Below are 18,298 nucleotides of genomic sequence, written 5' to 3'. Positions count from 1 at the left end.
AGATTGATTCTGGACAGTCCTTTTTTCTATGAACTCATTTAATTATTTCTTGAGATATAACCAACCTACTTCAGATTGTTTTTTATTATTCTGATCGTAGTATTCGATTACATAATAGTAAGTACCTTGAGGGAGTTTATCGGCAGCTTCGACGGTTGCACGGGCGTCGGAGATTCCTCTAAACACGCGGGTTACGTTGTCGTAGCCGTTTACCTCGAATACTTTCACGCCCCAACGGTTGTAAATACGTACCACATTGTTTGGATAGTTTTCTATGCCACCAATATGGAAGTGGTCGTTTTTACCGTCGCCATTTACTGACATACCACTGTAAGGGATGATTTTATTCACTACTTCTACGGTTACTGTAGCAGAGCTACATCCAGCGGAGTTACAGATTTCGTACACAAAGGTATCGGTTCCTGTAAATCCTGTGTGAGGACGGTACTCTATTGTGTTATCGCTATTTACCATCACTGTACCATTTGCTGGAGAGGTTACTACATTAGGGGTAGTTGCTCCGTTGAGGGTATCGTTTGGCAATACTGCAATATTTACAGGTGTATTCACTGCTGTAGATGCTCTATCATCGACCGCTACTGGCAATACTGTAGGAGTTACTGTTGTAGGTGATACAGTGATTGTTACTACACCTGTTACACAACTTGTAGGGGTTGCCGTTGTACATACTTGATAAGTAATAGTGTATGTACCGCTTGCTGTGCCGGTTGGAACGGTTACTGTTCCATCAGGATTCAAGGTTGGAACGGTTCCTCCTGGTACTTGTGGCGTTGCTGGAGTTACTACGGTGATGGTAACGTTACCTGTTGGGCCTGTAGTTACTGATTGAGTTCCTACAGTTCCTCCTGTGGTGATATTTCCAGCTGTAGTTGTGGTTGTATCGGTGTATACCATATTGTTGTTTGGCAATACCGGTACGGGTTGTCTCACCGTTACTGTTACTGTTGCTTCTGTACTGCAAGCTGTAGGTGTTGCTACTGAACAGATATGATATGTATATGTGTAAACTCCTGGGATTGCATTAGCTGGTACTGTTACCGAACCGTTGCTTCCTATTGTAGGTACTCCTGTACCTGTTGGCGCAGTAGTTACACTTACTGTTACATTAGTAGCTGTTGCTGATGCAACTCCATCGACAGTATCATTACTCAATATAGTTCCTACTACTGTTGCTGTACCACTTGTTGGCACATCGTAAGCATTATCACCTGCTGTAGGTGTGGCTGTTGCTGTAGGTGATACAGTGATTGTTACTACACCTGTTACACAACTTGTAGGGGTTGCCGTTGTACATACTTGATAAGTAATAGTGTATGTACCGCTTGCTGTGCCGGTTGGAACGGTTACTGTTCCATCAGGATTCAAGGTTGGAACGGTTCCTCCTGGTACTTGTGGCGTTGCTGGAGTTACTACGGTGATAGTAACGTTACCTGTTGGGCCTGTAGTAACTGACTGAGTTCCTACAGTTCCTCCTGTGGTGATATTTCCAGCTGTAGTTGTGGTTGTATCGGTGTATACCATATTGTTGTTTGGCAATACTGGTACGGGTTGTCTCACCGTTACTGTTACTGTTGCTTCTGTACTGCAAGCTGTAGGTGTTGCTACTGAACAGATATGATATGTATATGTGTAAACTCCTGGGATCGCATTAGCTGGTACTGTTACCGAACCGTTGCTTCCTATTGTAGGTACTCCTGTACCTGTTGGCGCAGTAGTTACACTTACTGTTACATTAGTAGCTGTTGCTGATGCAACTCCATCGACAGTATCATTACTCAATATAGTTCCTACTACTGTTGCTGTACCGCTCGTTGGCACATCGTAAGTATTATCACCTGCTGTAGGTGTGGCTGTTGCTGTAGGTGATACAGTGAGTACTGTTGTACCACTTACACAAGTACTTGGTGTTGCTGTTGTACAAACATCGTAAGTAATTGTGTAGACTCCTGGAGGCAATGTGCCTGGGACTGTAATAGTACCATCAGGATTCAATGTAGGAGTAGGAGCTCCAGGTGCAGCACCTGGTGTTACTACTACATTGGTAATAGTTACATTACTTCCTGTTGCAGAAGCAGTGGTACCGTCTGGTTTCACTATATCATCATTGTTCAAGATACTTGGCGTTGTACTAGTACCTGTTTGCGTTACTGTAAGGTTTTCAGGACGGATAATAGGTGATGGCTGACTTACAGTAACTGTAAGGGTACCACTTGTACAAGCTACAGGTGTAGCTGTTGTACATACATCATAAGTGATAGTATATACACCTGGAGGTGTGGTAGGTGGTATTTGTACGTTACCTGTAGTTGGATCTATCACTGGTGTATTAGGTGTGATAGGACTTGTTATAGTAATGGTTACATTTCCACCTGTACCTGCCGTTGCTGACTGAGTACCTACTGTATCGTTTGTCAATATATTACCTATAGTACGGGTTGTTGTACTTGTAGGTGTTGATGGTACTATTGGTAAATTATCTGGTGTGATTACTGGAACCTCGCCTACTACTACTGTAGCGGTTGCTGTTTTACAGTTAGAAGGATTCAATACTTCACACACTCTGTATACAATATTATAAGTACCTGACTTAGTACCTGTTGGTACAGTTATCTTACCTGTAGTGGTGTTTAAAGTAGGTGTAGGTGTACCTCCTAAGCTTGTTGCCGGAGTTACTACTGCTATAGTTACAGCTGTTGAACTTACTGGGTTTCCACCTAAAGTTGCCGTATCTATTACAGTTTCTGTTGAAGTAGTTCCTGGTGCTAAAGGATATACTTTAGAAGGTACTACTAATTCAGGGGCTCCGACAGTTACCACTACAGTGCGCGTTCCTGTACAGTTAGTTGGGTTCAACACTTCGCAGTAGTTATACGTAATTGTATAGTTACCTGCTGGGGTATTGCCCGGTACGGTTACTTTACCTGTGTTTGGATCCATCGTCGGTACTTTGCTACCACTTGGATTATGAACCGTCATTGTTACATTACCACCAGGGCCTGCTGTTGGCGTTGTTACTCCGCCTATGCTATCGTTATCGAAAATGCTTGGCGTTGTTTGAGTGCTGGTGCTTGGCGTTACTGTAAGTGTTTCTGGCACTACTGTAAGACTGGCTGAACCTACGCTGATTACTACTGTTTGTGTTTGGCAGTTGCTGCTTGGGTTCAAGCTTTCACACTCTTTATAAGTAATGGTATATGTGCCTGACTTAGTTCCTGCTGGTACAGTTACTATACCTGTGTTTACATCTAAGGTTGGGGTTTTACCTCCTCCTATTGGCGTTGCTGGGGTAACCACAGTGATGGTTACGCTACCTGTTGGGCCTGCTGTTGGGGTATTGCCTCCTAAATTGTCGTTGGTAAGGATATTACCCGCTGTTTGGGTTGTTACTCCGTTACCTACCGTAAAGGTATCGCTTGCTACTGTAAGGGTTGCTGCACCTACAGTTACCACTACAGTGCGCGTTCCTGTACAGTTGGTTGGGTTCAACACTTCGCAGTAGTTATACGTAATTGTATAGTTACCTGCTGGGGTATTGCCCGGTACGGTTACTTTACCTGTGTTTGGATCCATCGTCGGTACTTTGCTACCACTTGGATTATGAACCGTCATTGTTACATTACCACCAGGGCCTGCTGTTGGCGTTGTTACTCCGCCTATGCTATCGTTATCGAAAATGCTTGGCGTTGTTTGAGTGCTGGTGCTTGGCGTTACTGTAAGTGTTTCTGGCACTACTGTAAGACTGGCTGAACCTACGCTGATTACTACTGTTTGGGTTTGGCAGTTGCTGCTTGGGTTCAAGCTTTCACACTCTTTATAAGTAATGGTATATGTGCCTGACTTAGTTCCTGCTGGTACGGTTACTATACCTGTGTTTACATCTAAGGTTGGGGTTTTACCTCCTCCTATCGGCGTTGCTGGGGTAACCACAGTGATGGTTACGCTACCTGTTGGGCCTGCTGTTGGGGTATTACCTCCTAAATTGTCGTTGGTAAGGATATTACCCGCTGTTTGGGTTGTTACTCCGTTACCTACCGTAAAGGTATCGCTTGCTACTGTAAGAGGTGTAGCTGCTAACTTAATAGTTGATGTTTTAGTAGTTACATTACCAAAGGTATCTTTTGCTACAAAGGTAACTGTGATAACGCCACCAGGTACAGTACAAAAGTCAGCTGGAGTATTATAGTTATTTGTGATAGTTGCTATTGCTCCACAAGCATCGGTGGCAGTAGCCGTACCGAGCCAAGTGTTGATAGCTGTAGTAGCTGTAGTTGAGTTACACACTATATTCAAAGCAGATGGAGCATTGAAAGTAGGTGGTGTGGTATCGTTCACTGTAAGGGTAACGGTTACGAGGCCACTAGTACAGCCGTTGTTATTGATAGCTCGTACATAGGCTGTTGCAGTAGTACGAGTCGTTACATTCGTATTGATAGTAGGAGCTACAGTAGTGCTTGCAGTAGCTGTAGGGGTAGCATACCAACGCAAGGTAGTACCTACTGCAGGGGTTACATAATTATCAAACGATACAATATTACTATTTGCTGTAGGGCAAAGGGTAGTAGTACTGCTTACTGTAGGAGTAGCGGCAGTAGTTACAGTTAATCTTACTGTTGTGCTTGTAGCAGTAACAACTGTTGTAGTACAACTAGTATATTTGAATACTACACGGAAGTACTTGCCGTTATAGCTTACTGGTACATTTTTAAGAGTAAGCGTAGAGGTATGGATACCATTGTTGAGTACACTTCCTGTTGGAGCAGGGGCTACTGGAGCTACTGCTTTTATCCAAGTAGTAGCATCATCACTTTGTTGCCATTCGTAACTAATACTATATGAAGCTGGTACACCTGTTAGTATAGCTTTTGCCTCTAATTTTGAATCATCACCTGCACATATAGTTTTAGGAGTAGGTTGAGCTGTAACACTCATTGTTCCTACAGATACTACTGATATTGGACACAATTCTACTACATACCCACCGGCGCTACTGTTATCAGGGTCGGTAAGGGTAAGTTCGGTGAACGGTTTATCAGAGGTTACGACTACTTTTGCTTGAGTATACACATTGGCTTGGTGTGATACTTTTCCACCAGCTACGGTAAGTTTTCCAGCATCGGTACCACAACCTACTGCGTTTACTGCTACTGTGCCACCACAGTTTACTGCAAAGGTTACGCTATCGGCATTGGCAACACTAGGGTTACCTCCGAATCCTGAAAGCCATACTTGTACAGAGGTTACAGGTTTGCTAAATGTATACTTAATAGTTGACTGTCCACCTTTCATTATAGGATAGCCTGCCAATATAGTGCTTTGGCACATTTGTCCTGAATCATAGGTATAGGCGTCAAAAAACTGTGGAGTTCCTGTAATAGTTCTGTTTACTGTTAGTCCTCCTATTTGTGCTGCTGCAGTAGCTGTTTTAGCAAACTGAGGTGAAGGGAAACTGGTACAAGCTCCTCCTGCTTTACCTACTTCTACTAAATAGTTAGTAGTGAGGGTACAAGTACCGTTGGCTACTTGTGTAATTGCCAAGGTAGCTGTAGCAGTTTGTCCTGGTTTAGATATTGTTAAGACCCCTCCTGGTGGTATAGAGGCAGCAGTAGCTGCACCATTATTGAATTTATGTGTCAATTGTGTACCTGGAACACCTTTAATAGTATATACTACATTGGTAGCTCCAGTTTCATTAAGAGTTGCAGGAGTAGCATAAAACTCAGTAATGTTATTGAGTACTGAAGCTTTAGTAACAGTAAACTCATCAGAGTATGCAGAGATATCATCACATAAACCTACGAGGTCTACAGCATAGCGCACTCTGAACTTACCACCGTTAGCCACATTGGCTGTATTGATAGTAAAGGCACGAGTAGCCCCTACTTTGGTGTTGTTACTGTACGTTTGGGTAGCTCCTCCATTAGGAAGTGCATAGTTCACCCAGTTAGCAGAACTATTGGCTTTGTACTGCAATTCATAAGAGAATCTATTACCACCGATATTTACTATAGTACCTGTAGCTACTGTAGCTTGCGCATTGATAGTAAAGGTAGCATCTGTACATACTACTTTATCAGGATAAGTAGTAGGGTTGATAGTAAGCACATCGGTAACAGTGAGAGCTGTAAATTTAAATATATTAGAATAGCTTTCTCCACCGCCACATACTGAGGCATCGGAGGTATACTTCACACGGTAATAACCTGTGTTAGAAGCTACATTCTCTATTGTAAGTATCTTTTCAGCACCGCCAGTTACAAGTGTATATTTCTGAGTAGCGTGATCTACCCAATTAGCTGTATCGGTAGGACGGTATTGTAACTGATAAGTAACACCAGTTCCTCCCATACCTGTATTGAGGGTTGCTTTAGCCGTAATAGTAGTAGTACCTGTAGCACTTGCACATACAGCTACATCAGTATAAGCAGGTGCATTTATTGCGATGACTGAAGATACTGTGTTAGCTACCAATTTAGTAGCATTGGTAGTAAGCGACAGCGTACCACAGAAACTACCTGCGTGAGTATAAGTATATGCCACACGGTATAGCGCATTGTTATCAGAAGTAGTAGGCGTAAAGCTATAGGTGACATTAGCACCTGAAGCTGCACTACCACTTTGTCCGCTTATATCGCTCCACGTAGTACCATTGTTAGTAGACTTTTGCCATTGGTAATTGAGACTACCACTGAAAGGGCTTGCTAAAGTAGCTTGTGTAGTAAGGGAAGTTGTAAACCCAACGCAAGCGGTAGTAGTAGCGGTAAGCTGGGTAGTGATGGTTACAGGATCTGTTTCTCCCGTACCCTGTTTCTTAATAGAAGCAGGACAAAGATCTACAAAGTAACCCGCTGCCTCACTATTTACATCAGTAATAGTAAGTTCTGTAAAAGGTTTATCAGAAGTTACTTTTACACCTACATCTACGCCTTTTTCACCATCAGCCCATACTACATTATTATCTATAGCAGCATTACCTACACAATCAGAAACTAAGGTTAGTGTAGGATTGGTTCCACAATTAGTTGTAATTTTAGCAGCATCACGATTAGAAGGGATTTCCTTATGTCCTCCCATTAATGCCATCCATACTTCTACATTGTTTACAGGCTGACTAAATTTATAGGTAACACTTTTATTATTTTGTAAAAATGTAGTACCTGCTTTATATACAGTTTGACAAGTGGTTACACTAGCAGTAGAATAATTTGTAGTTCTCTCTGTTCCTGCCGGTCTATTGATATTCACTTGTATACCATTAGCAGTAGCTGTAGTCGTTCCTACAAACATAGGGTCAGGCATATTAGGTCCACATTGTGCACCATTATTATATGGAGGTCTCTTCACTGAAGTAGGACAAATCACCACGTAATAACCACCGCCATTACTATTCACATCAGTAAGGGTTATTCTCGTAAAAGGAGCTGTAGAGGTTACTCTTATTCCCGCATCGGTAGTAAGCTTTTTAGTAACACTCTCTACTGTATTATCACTATTGATAATAGTAGCTCCAGGGTAACAATCGTATACTTTATTAAGAGAAATTGTACCACTATTTACTGCGAACTTTACTTTATCCTTAGTACCTTCATTTATATTATCCCCAAAGTAATAGAGGAATATTTCAGCACTTTGTATAGGAGTTGAAAAATCATACGTAATTTGTTTATTACCTATCAACAAAGGCAAATGTGCAGGGTAATTTACATTGCTACCACAATGGTTTGAAGTGTTAGCCACTGTAGATATATCATTAACACTTGCTACTGAACGTGTTACCGTTATATTATTCATCTGAGCGGTAGCCACTTGTTGTCTTGCAAAATTAGATCCTATAGTAGCAGGGGTACAATTATAGCTAGTTTCAAGTAACGCTTGTACAGAAGAAGGGCAAAGTGCTACAACAGAACCTTTTCCTGTACTTCCTTTATCTGTAAGAGTTATTTTAGTAAAAGGTTGCGTTGATACAAGTTTAAGAGAGACATCGGTAAGGATTTTTCCTGTAGCGCTCTTTATTGTACGTCCTGTAATATTACTTACCCCTACATTACACTCAAAAACTTTTTGAAGAGAAAGGATTCCTCCCCCATCTACTTCAAATTCTATTTCATCATAAGTGCCTGAAAGAAACTTATCACCAAAAGCGTATAATAAAATTTCAATATTATTAACAGGTTTATCAAACTCATATATAAGTTTATCTCCTCCTGCTGTACCTCCTAATAATGGTAAGTTAGGAGGATAGTTTTTAGTAGAACCGCAATAGCTATCTGAACCTATACTTCCTAACTTTCCTGCAGTCATTTTACGGGTAACTTGCACTCCGTTAATTGTAGCCACTTTTGTAGCTGCAGAACTGCCGCCGAAAGGATCAGCTATACTATTAGGAGTTTCTGCAGAACAAACACTATTATCTAATTCTAATGTTTCTAAGCATATTTCTACAAAGAAACCATAACCACCTGTTTGTCCTGATTTTTCCTCAACTTGCAAATAAAGCTCTGTAAAGGGTTCTGTAGCGGTAACCCCTACTTTAACATCGGTAGTTTTATCCTTGTTAGACACTACTTTATTACCACTTTCGATGGTAGCAGCTCCTGAATCACAAGAACTACGCAAATTTAAATTGGTAGATCCTCCACTATTAGTTGTAATTACCACCCTATCTTGGTGAAGTTTACTATTATCCCAAGTTTTCTTTGTTCCACTATACCCAAAGGCTGCTAAGAAAACTTCAGCATCCATTACGGGCTTACTAAACTTATAGGTAATTTTGCTTACCTTGTTAGAGTCCATAAAGGGATACTTCTTGTTACCAAAGGTAGCCATACGCCATTTACCACAATAGTATTCGTCGCTTCGTGTGTCTTTACTACTATCATGATCATTACTCATCAAGGTTTCCTCATTAGAATACCTAATCTTATCAATAGACCAGCCTCTCGTTTCTAAAATACGAGTTACTGTAATACCATTGATAGTAGCATACTCTTCTACTCTTTTAGTAGTTTTGCTCACTTGTGTGTAGCTCACAGGTTCAGGCATAGTGAGACACTGTGCACTCAAATGCCCGATAGTGAGTAAGAAGAAGCCTACCCATAGTAATAAATGAATGTTTTTGCTTGTTAGTGATGTAAAGTTTCTTTTCATTGAAAAACAGTTTTCTTCTATTTTAGGGTGCAAAAATAGTAAACTGTTTTCACACTACCATATACAGAATGAGATTTAATATTTTTTTAACAGCTTTTAGGTAGTTTTTAAGGATTGAAGTAAGGTAAGAGGTAAGAGCCAAAATACTCCGCTCTTGCAGACTTCCTCAAAGGGGACAATCGGCAAGAGCGATTTTTTTGAATAGGTGTTGGAGTATCTCGGAGAGGCTTGGAGTATCTCAGAGGGGCAAAGTTAGCTAATTATTTTACATACAAGAAACCTTTTTGGGTTTGTTGTTCTTGATTTTTATAATAGGTAACAATATAGAAATAAGTACCTGCAAGAGCTTTGCTCTTACTTATATTCTGTACATTAGGATAGCCTCTAAACACTTCGCCGTTTTTGCCGTAATTATTGTTTTCGTATACTTTGAGTCCCATTTCATCGAAGATGAGCACTGAGATAGGGCGATCTTCATCAGTATTTTCTATTTTAAAATAGTTCTCGGGGTTAGAGATAGAGACACCATTGTATATAATAAGTGATGGGGTGGACGAGTCGGACGGGGCTGACGGGTCGGGGTTAGGGTTGGGTTGTGGTTGAGGGTTGGGTTGTGGTTGAGGGTTGGGTTGGGGTTGTGGCTGTGGTTGTGGGTTGGGTTGGGGTTGTGGCTGGGGTTGGGGTTGAGGCTGGGGTTGGGGTTGAGGCTGTGGTTGAGGTTGGGGTTGTGGTTGAGGATTTTGAGCGTTAGGATTAATAGTGATTACTTGTTCATAACGGTTTTCGTTATGAGCGCTATCTTCTACAAACCATACATAGCGCACTATTTTTTTACCGTTTTTAGTTTCATTGCTTTGACTAGACACTACTTGTAAAGCTCCATCGCAATTATCGGTTGCAGTGAGGTTTTGTCTTACAGGTACATCGGCTTCGCTCTTTACGGTCATACTTGGAGGGTAAGACGAGAGCACTGGTTTTTGAGTGTCTTTAAGGAAAATTTGTTGAGTATGGCGGATAGGCAAAGCTCCCTCGGCATAGGCTATCCAAGAGCGAGTGAGTTTGTAAGACTTACGGTCGCCTTCTCTAAACTCTTCTTCATAGTCTATGTGAATGTTATCAGATCCCTCTGCTTTTACTTCAGCTTTGGCAGGAATATCGCCTCGGCATTGTACGTGTTTATCCTCAGGAAGAGGAGCTACAAATCGTAAGGTTTTAGTAGGTGCTTCTTTTTCATAATAGATAAATTGCTGTGCTGTAGCAGAATAGTTGCATTTATCCTTTGCTACCCATTTACGCAATAAATAGGTAGTATGGTCTTCTTCTGAAAAAGTTACCTCAGCTTTTTTATTAGCACCACAATAATGAGATTCGGCGGTAACGTTAGGTTTTTCGGGAATAGCATTCTTTTTAACAGTTATCACAGGTTCTGGCAAATTTTTAAAGGTAATGTCAGGGCTGTGCATATCTAAAGTGCCTGGGGTATCACTGCTCACAGCATAGGCAATATGGTCAATTACTTCTATTTTAAAGAGACCTTCTACAAAAAGATTAGAATTTTTCCACCCTTTGGCTTGTGTAGGAAAAATGACCGTAGCTTGTCCGTTGTTAGGCAATCCATCGGCTAACACGTATTTATAGGTTTTTCCATAATCGTCTGAAAAGAGGATACGCACCTTACTATCGTTGCCAAAAACATTCTTATCAACATCCCAGTAGATAGTAGTTTCTTTACCATATTTAAATTTTCCGGCACTGCTTTTAGTTATATTAGTTATCCTAAAAGGCTTACCTTCTACTATATTTACTTTGGTTTCATAAACATCATAGAGCGCTACGTGCGGTTTTCCATCTTTGTAAGCTCCTATTTTACCATCGCATACGCCTAACCAAAAAGTAAAAATGCCGGTTTCGTTTTTATTTGTGAACTTATAAGGAACAGGTTTCCATTGATTGTACCCATTTTCTCTATAGGGTTGATAGAACTCTATATGGTTGCTTTCGGTAGGACGATTAGAAGGGAAACGCGCTTTGCCGAATTGATTAAAGTCGGCTTGATGTGCCATATAGAGAAGGGGGTCGCCATCAGGGTCGGTTGCTTCTATATTGAATTGAAAGTAAGTGTTAGGGGGCAGTTTGTATTCCTTTTTCAAAGTAGAACGTTGGATCACAGGGGCACGGTTAGTAGAAATTTCACCGTAGGGGATATTGTCCTGTGGCAAGCCTACCAACTGAGTACGAGCTTTATTGCTATAATAAGCATCGTGCAAATTGGTACGGTTGCGGATGGTGTATATAGACGGAAGTGAGAAATATGTACCATAAGGGTCGTTGATATAGCTCATAATAGAGTTCCCTCTATCGGGCTCGGTATGAGAAGAAGCGGTTGCTCCTCCTATGGTAAAGGTGTGTGCAGATCCTAATAAGTGTCCTAATTCGTGAAGGATGATATAAAACTCGTGGTTGGCGATACAGCCTCCTTTTAGCTTTCCTGTAATTTCACCCAAATGTGCCAATCCGCGATTATCACGGTATATAGAAAAGACAATACCTGCATCGTAATTCTCTTCGCCTATAAGGTTATTAAAATCTGAAGTCGCTCTATTCAATACCTCTCTCACCACAGGGTAATCGTATATTTCTTTGTCTTTAGTAGTGATGATAAGGCGAGGGTCGTTCACCAAAGTAAATTGACAGCCAATCTCTCTACCGCATACTTCGTTGAGCCCTGCTTCTACTTTTGTCATAAATTCTTTTACCTTATTCATATCACCATAACAACGTTCTTTGTAGAAACTGTAATCGATGAGCATAGCCAAACGATAGGTTCTGAGTACATTGGTATTGTAAAGCACTTTTTTGTCGTCAGACGGAAGTGCCTCTTCGTGCAGTATGGCACCACGTGCAGTCATCGCATTAGCAGGCGCGAGTTGCATAGGTAGTCTTTGGGAAGTGGGCGTTGTAGCTTGAGAGCATTGTCCATCGGCGCAAGTGCCACAAGTGAAGTGTTCTTTATCGGTTGTAACTTTGAGCATTCCGTTTTCAGTGTTGATGAAATAAGAATGACCATCGTGCCATACTTCACCTGATAGGGTAGTTTTATTCATTGAGAGCGTTCCTGCAAAATTGCCATTATGATAGGCAACAAAAGTGCGGAATCCTTCTTGGGCAAGGCTGTTGGGACGTGCTTGCCAGTTGAGCGATATAGATTTTCCTTTGATAGGAACATTCCATTGTACTGAGGTGTTTGTACCAAAAAGTCGGATTACCTCAGTAGCTTTTTGTTGTGCGTTGGTTACTGCTGTTAGTAAGAAGCAGAGTAGTAAGAGTTTTGATATTTTCATTTGTTGTTAGTGTTTAGTGTTATAGCCCCCGTTCCCCCGAAGGGGGACAAGCCGCAAAAGTGATTGTTTTAAGAGGCTTGGAGTTCTCGGAGGGCGACAAGCCGCAAAAGTGATTGTTTTAAGAAGCTTGGAGCATCTCGGAGGGGCTTAGCTAATTATCTTACATATAAGAAACCTTTTTGGGTTTGTTGTTGCCCTTCTTTATAATAGGTAACAATATAAAAATAAGTACCCGCAAGGGCTTTGCTCCTATTCATATTCTGTACATTAGGATAGCCTCTAAAGACTTCTCCGTTTTTGCCGTAATTACTATTCTCGTATACTTTGAGTCCCATTTCATCAAAGATGAGCACCGAGATAGGATGGTTATCATCAGCATTTTCTACTTTGAAATAGTTCTCGGGGTTAGAGATTGAGACACCATTATATATAATAGGTGATGGGGTGGACGAGTCGGACGGGGCTGACGGGTCGGGGGTAGGGTTGGTTGGGGGTTGGGGTTGTGGGTTAGGTTGGGGCTGTGGTTGGGGTTGGGGTTGAGGGTTGGGTTGGGGTTGGGGCTGTGGTTGGGGGTTAGGTTGAGGTTGAGGGTTAGGCTGCGGTTGGGGGTTAGGTTGCGGCTGGGGTTGAGGGTTAGGCTGTGGTTCTGGATCAGGGGTAGTTTCAGGTTTTGTAGGGTCTTTTTGTATCATAAAACCTCCTACGTGATAAGGCTTTGTACAAGACAATGCATAAGCCAAGCCATCAATCACTTCTATTTTAATGATACCTTGTCCTCTTTGTTTGCCGAAATGTCCGTGGGTAGTGCCTACAGAAATATTAGGAAGCACTACCTCACAAGCTCCATTGTTAGGTGCTTCTTTTTTCAATACGTATTTATAAGTTTTTCCAGAATCGATTGACAGAAGGATACGCACCTTGCTATCCTTACCAAAAATAGCCTCGTCGACCTGCCAATGAAGCGAAAGCACTTGTCCCCCTTTGTAGGTTTTGTTCTGCTCCCAACTGCCATTATCGAAATTTTGTATTTCAAAAGGTTTACCTTTGGCTATTTTCACTTGCACCTCTTCTACATCGTATTTCACTACGTGGTTGCTATCGCTTTTGTTATGATCGGCAGCTGCCAACCAAAAGGTGAAAGTACCTTTTTTGTAAGAATCGGCAGCTCCTATAGGTACAAAGGTATTGCGTTCACTCTCAAACCAAGTGGTTTCAAAGCGTATATTACCATCAGATTTTCCTTTGTAGGTCATAAAACGCGCGTTAGATTTAGTAGAGTGAAAACGCCTATCAGCGGGGTGTGCTATATAAGTAAGTGCATCGCCTTCGGGGTCAGTAGCGTTCAGATAGAATTGAAAATAAGTATCTTCAGGGATAGTGTAGGTTTTCTTAATGTGCGTTCTATCAAGCACTGGGGGGCGATTGTTACTCTTTACCCCATAAACAAGGTTAGAACCTGTGCCCTCTACACGCTTGCCTGCTTCTTGAGTGCGCGCTTCATCGGCGTAATAAGCCATAGAGTTACCCAAGAATTTGCGTATCTCTTGCAGACTTACGAGCGAAAAGAAATCGCGTGGGTGCTCGTGTCCATAACTCATAATTGATTGACCCGATCCAGTTTCGGTTTTACTGGAATACTGTCCTCCGTTAGAGAACGTATGGTCTGACCCAAACATGTGTCCTATTTCGTGGGCAATGGTAGAAGGTTTTACAGGGCGTGCAGCTGCGTTAGCTTTGTTGTGTTGCTCATAAGCAGCATAGACCATCGCCAAGCCATTGTACCTTTCGCGATAATCGGTGAGGATAATTGCTATATCGTATTTGTTTTTATCGTAACGTTTGTTGAGAGTGATAGTACCGTTGTTTACCACTTCATTAGCAGCTTCCCTTCTGCGGAATAAATGATTTTCTTCAGTTGTAAAAATAAGCGCCTCATCATCTACCAAAGTAAAATCCACCCCCACATCATTGCGATATAACTCATTCATAAAGGCAATGGTGGCATACCAAAACGCTTTGATTTTATTTACATTTCTATTAAAATATGCCGAATTGTAAATGCTGTAATCCACTGGTATTGCCAAGCGGTAGTGCCTAAATACACCGTCGGTGTGAATGAGCGCTTTAGGATAAAGTGAATTGTAAATCTCGGGTTGCTCGATAGGGGGGTCGTTCTTATCTTCATCGCTTTCGGGGAAGAAATTGCGGGCAGAGAGCGCTTGCTTTTCCAAAGAACTCGCACCACAATCGTGCTCGTCGGTTACTGCTTCAACAGTAAGCATTCCTTGGGGAGAAGTACCCAATACATAAGATTTTCCTCTGTAAAAAATTTCACCGCTTAACTGCTGTTTGTCAAAGCTGATGACGCCTACAAAATGATCTTGATAATAACCTACAAACGAGTGGAAACCATTAGAAGTAGTTCGCGCCTGCCATTGTACAAGTATAGAAGTTGAGTTAGGAATAGGGGGTGCCCATTCTACGGAAGACTTTGTAGCAAAAAGAGTTATAATACTTTGGATGTTAGTTTGTGCATTGGCTACTTCTATGCTTAGGCATAGCCAAAGTAAGTAGCGTAGTAGATGTTTCATTAGTTTAGTTTTAAAAAACGGTGCAAAGGTACGAAACAATTAACAAATAGCAAGGAAAAATTAACACTTTTTAAAAAAAACATCAGAGAGAGTTGGAGCCTCTCGGAGGGTTGCTCATTGGTAATATATTAGGACAACCTATACAGGCGTATAATTATCTTACATATAGAAATCCTTTTTTTGTTTGCTGTTGTCCGTTGAAATAATACGTCAATACATAGAAATAAGTTCCTGCTAATCGTTTGCTACCTACTACTCCTTTTATATTAGGGTAGCCTCTAAAATATTCACCATTTTGTTGATAATGGTTATTTTCATAGACTTTCAAGCCCATTTCATCAAAAATAACCAAGGTAATAGGTTGGTTTTTATCTGTATTTTCTATTCTAAAATAGTTATCAAATCCTTTTTCAGTAGAAACGGCATTGTAAATCACGACTTCATCAGGGTTAGTATCTATGTGGGGAGGTTCTTGCGATTTAAGTTTTATAGTAATATTTTGGGTATGTATTCTTTCATTGCCACAGACATCGCGAGCCACCCACTTATAGACCACTTTAGAGAGTTTTCCATTAGTGAGATATTCTTCTTTTGGCGGCATTGTAACGGTAGGTTGTCCTGCACAAGCATCTTCAGCTGAAATGCTCTGCTGAGAAGGTATGGGTGTCCCTTCATCAATGGTAAGATCTTGAGGCAGTGTTCCTACAAAGGTAGGTGATTTTTTATCGGATACCTTAATGCGCTGGGTATGCGTAAGGGTGGCACAACCATCAGAAGCCGTAAAAGTGCGCTCTAAAGTGAAATTGTTGAGACAGCGCTTGTTGAGTTCCTTATCGGCACGGGTTATCACTACTTTAGCACAACCGCCTTGAGTTGTAGGCGTTTGTACAGCAGGAATGGCTTTGACACAATCGACGGTTATATCGCGAGGAAGTGTTGCCCAAGTGAGGGTAGGGACTTTTTTTGGTACAATGGTAACAATTTGCTGGTGAGTAGTAACATTGCCACAAGTATCTTTAGCTATCCATGTATAGATAAGTTTAGTAAGTTTGCCTTTGGCATCTTTTTCTTCTTTATGAGAAGTTGTAACCGCAGCAGTACCACAATTATCAGTAGCGGTAAGCGTTACTTGAGTAGGTATTGTTTTGCCTTCTTTAACACTCATATTTTGGGGTAAAGCACCTACAAAAGTAGGGGGAGTTTTATCTGTTACGCTAATAGTTTGAGTGTAAGTAAGTGTTTGGTTACAAGTATCGGCAGCTGTAAAAATACGTTTGACAGTATAAGTATAGTCGCAATTGCCTTTGATGCGTTCTTCTTTTTGAAGGGTAACCGCAGGAGTACACCCTCCTGTAACTGTAGGCAATGCTACCGCTGGGATAGATTGCTCACACGAAAGCGTAAGATGATTAGGGAGTGATGCCCAAAGGAGAGGCTCAGGTAGAGCAGGGTTCTTTTCAATGGTAAAACCTCCATTTTTAGGATTGTAATTGGTAAGATCAAAAGCTAAACCATCGATTACTTCTACTTTTAGCACCGCCTTATCTGTATTGATATTAGGCAAAGTGATTTCCTTACTGCCGTTGTTATCAGTTTCTGCTACTACTATATATTTAAACGTCTTTCCTAAGTCATCAGAAAGCAGGATACGCACTTTTGTATCTTTGAAAATGGTATTATCTACGTTCCAAGTGAGAGTGATTTTATCCCCACCTTTGTATTTGTTTTTAGGAGTAGTTGTAATTTTGAAAGGGGTACCGTCTTTGACTGTTACTTTGGTTTCAGCCAAATCATATTGTACTATATAATCAGCTGACTGTTGGGGTTGTGCATCGCTCACTCCCAACCAAAAGGTAAAAGTACCCGTAGTTTGTTGTGCTAAGCCACTATTGGCTACTACATTCCCCGAGTTTTCGTGGTACTCGGTTTTGATAGTTACAGGGTTGGCAGGGGTAGATTTATAGATAATGTATTGTGTTATAGGAGTTTCATCGCCATTTCGCACATCGTGTTGATTTACGTTGTACAGTAGCTGCTCGCTATCGGGGTCGGTAGCGGGGATATAGAATTGTAAGAAAGTCCCCTTGGGAATAGTATAATGGCTTTTAATCTCGCTATGGTTTATGCGAGGAGCTTGAGTAGTGAAAGTCTTGTCGTGAGCTTTCACGGGTACTTTTGTCAATCGTTCACGTATGCGCTGAATGCTTGACAGCGAGAAGAAATCACGTGGACTGCCATAACTCATCACCGAAGTACCACTGCTATATTCTGTTTTTTCGCTATCCCAAGCAGCAGAACCTTTATGACTACCAAAAGTATGTTTTCCCCCAAAAAGATGTCCTATTTCGTGAGCTATGACTTCTTTGGTAAGTACTGCTACAGCAGCAGCTTTCGTATTAGCTTGATAAACACCATTAATATTATCAGCCAAGCCACGAATGCCTTCATTTAAAGAAATGGTATAAGCAAGGGTAATTCCCACATCATAACTGTTTTCTCCTATAAGTCTGTTGATAACATTAGTAGAATGATCAATCACATAATCAGCTCGGTGTTTTGCGTTAAAAGTTTCTTGATTTTCATCTTTGATAATGAGGTGTTCGTCCTTTACTACCTCAAAACGTACTCCCAAATCGCGCAGGTACATCTCGTTGAGGAAAGCCTCGGTATCTGCCCAAAAAGTTTTTACTTTTTGTACGTTTTTCTCTAAGTGTCCTGTACTGAAGGTGCTATAAGGGATATGCATCGCCAAACGGTATACCCTTAGTGTTTGTGTGTTGGCAATGGTAGGAGTGGTTTCTTCGGCTAATATCGCAGGGCGTGCTGTTGAAGGGCTTGGGTGTGAATGAGGTGTATCGGTAGTGCCACACTCAAATTCTTTATTAGGCAAAAAGACTAATTTTCCTTTTTGCAAACTGATTTCATACGATTTATCTCGGTAGTGAAAACTCCCTGATACCGCTTTTGAACCTACTGAAAGGGTCGCTACAAAATTGCCTTCGCAGTAACCTACAAAAGAGCGAATACCCTCAGAGGCAAGAGAAGTTTTGCGCTCCTGCCACTGAATATCAATTTGTTGCTCTTTGGTAATTTCTTTAAGATAAGTTTCTGCGGTTTGAGCATTTGCTCCTATAAAAAGGAGAATAAATAACCACAGAGAAAAAAAGTGTTTCATAAAAAGTAAACTTTTTGAGAGGGAGG

At 41.3% G+C, this 18,298-nt stretch carries 4 protein-coding genes; all 4 read right to left on the bottom strand.

All coding sequences use genetic code 11. The annotated features are described in order from the left end of the window. Window positions 1–42: 42 nt before the first annotated feature. Window positions 43–9,165: a T9SS type B sorting domain-containing protein gene (locus I7X29_RS09410; RefSeq protein ID WP_198474256.1), complete on the bottom strand. Its 9,123-nt coding sequence runs from the start codon at window positions 9,163–9,165 to the stop codon at window positions 43–45. Between the two features lie 260 nt (window positions 9,166–9,425). Beyond that, the gene (locus I7X29_RS09405; protein WP_198474254.1) at window positions 9,426–12,506 is read right to left on the bottom strand and encodes a reprolysin-like metallopeptidase; all 3,081 of its coding nucleotides are present in this window, start codon (window positions 12,504–12,506) and stop codon (window positions 9,426–9,428) included. A gap of 155 nt (window positions 12,507–12,661) precedes the next feature. Continuing rightward, window positions 12,662–15,097 (bottom strand): reprolysin-like metallopeptidase, encoded by a 2,436-nt coding sequence (locus I7X29_RS09400; protein ID WP_198474252.1) that lies wholly within the window; start codon window positions 15,095–15,097, stop codon window positions 12,662–12,664. A 154-nt stretch (window positions 15,098–15,251) separates the two neighbouring features. Further along, complete coding sequence (locus tag I7X29_RS09395; protein WP_198474250.1) at window positions 15,252–18,272, bottom strand: reprolysin-like metallopeptidase; 3,021 nt, start codon at window positions 18,270–18,272, stop codon at window positions 15,252–15,254. Between the last annotated feature and the right edge of the window lie 26 nt (window positions 18,273–18,298).

The sequence above is a fragment of the Capnocytophaga periodontitidis genome (genome assembly GCF_016126015.1).
Lineage (GTDB): Bacteria > Bacteroidota > Bacteroidia > Flavobacteriales > Flavobacteriaceae > Capnocytophaga > Capnocytophaga periodontitidis.
This window is presented reverse-complemented; position numbering and strand designations above follow the sequence as displayed.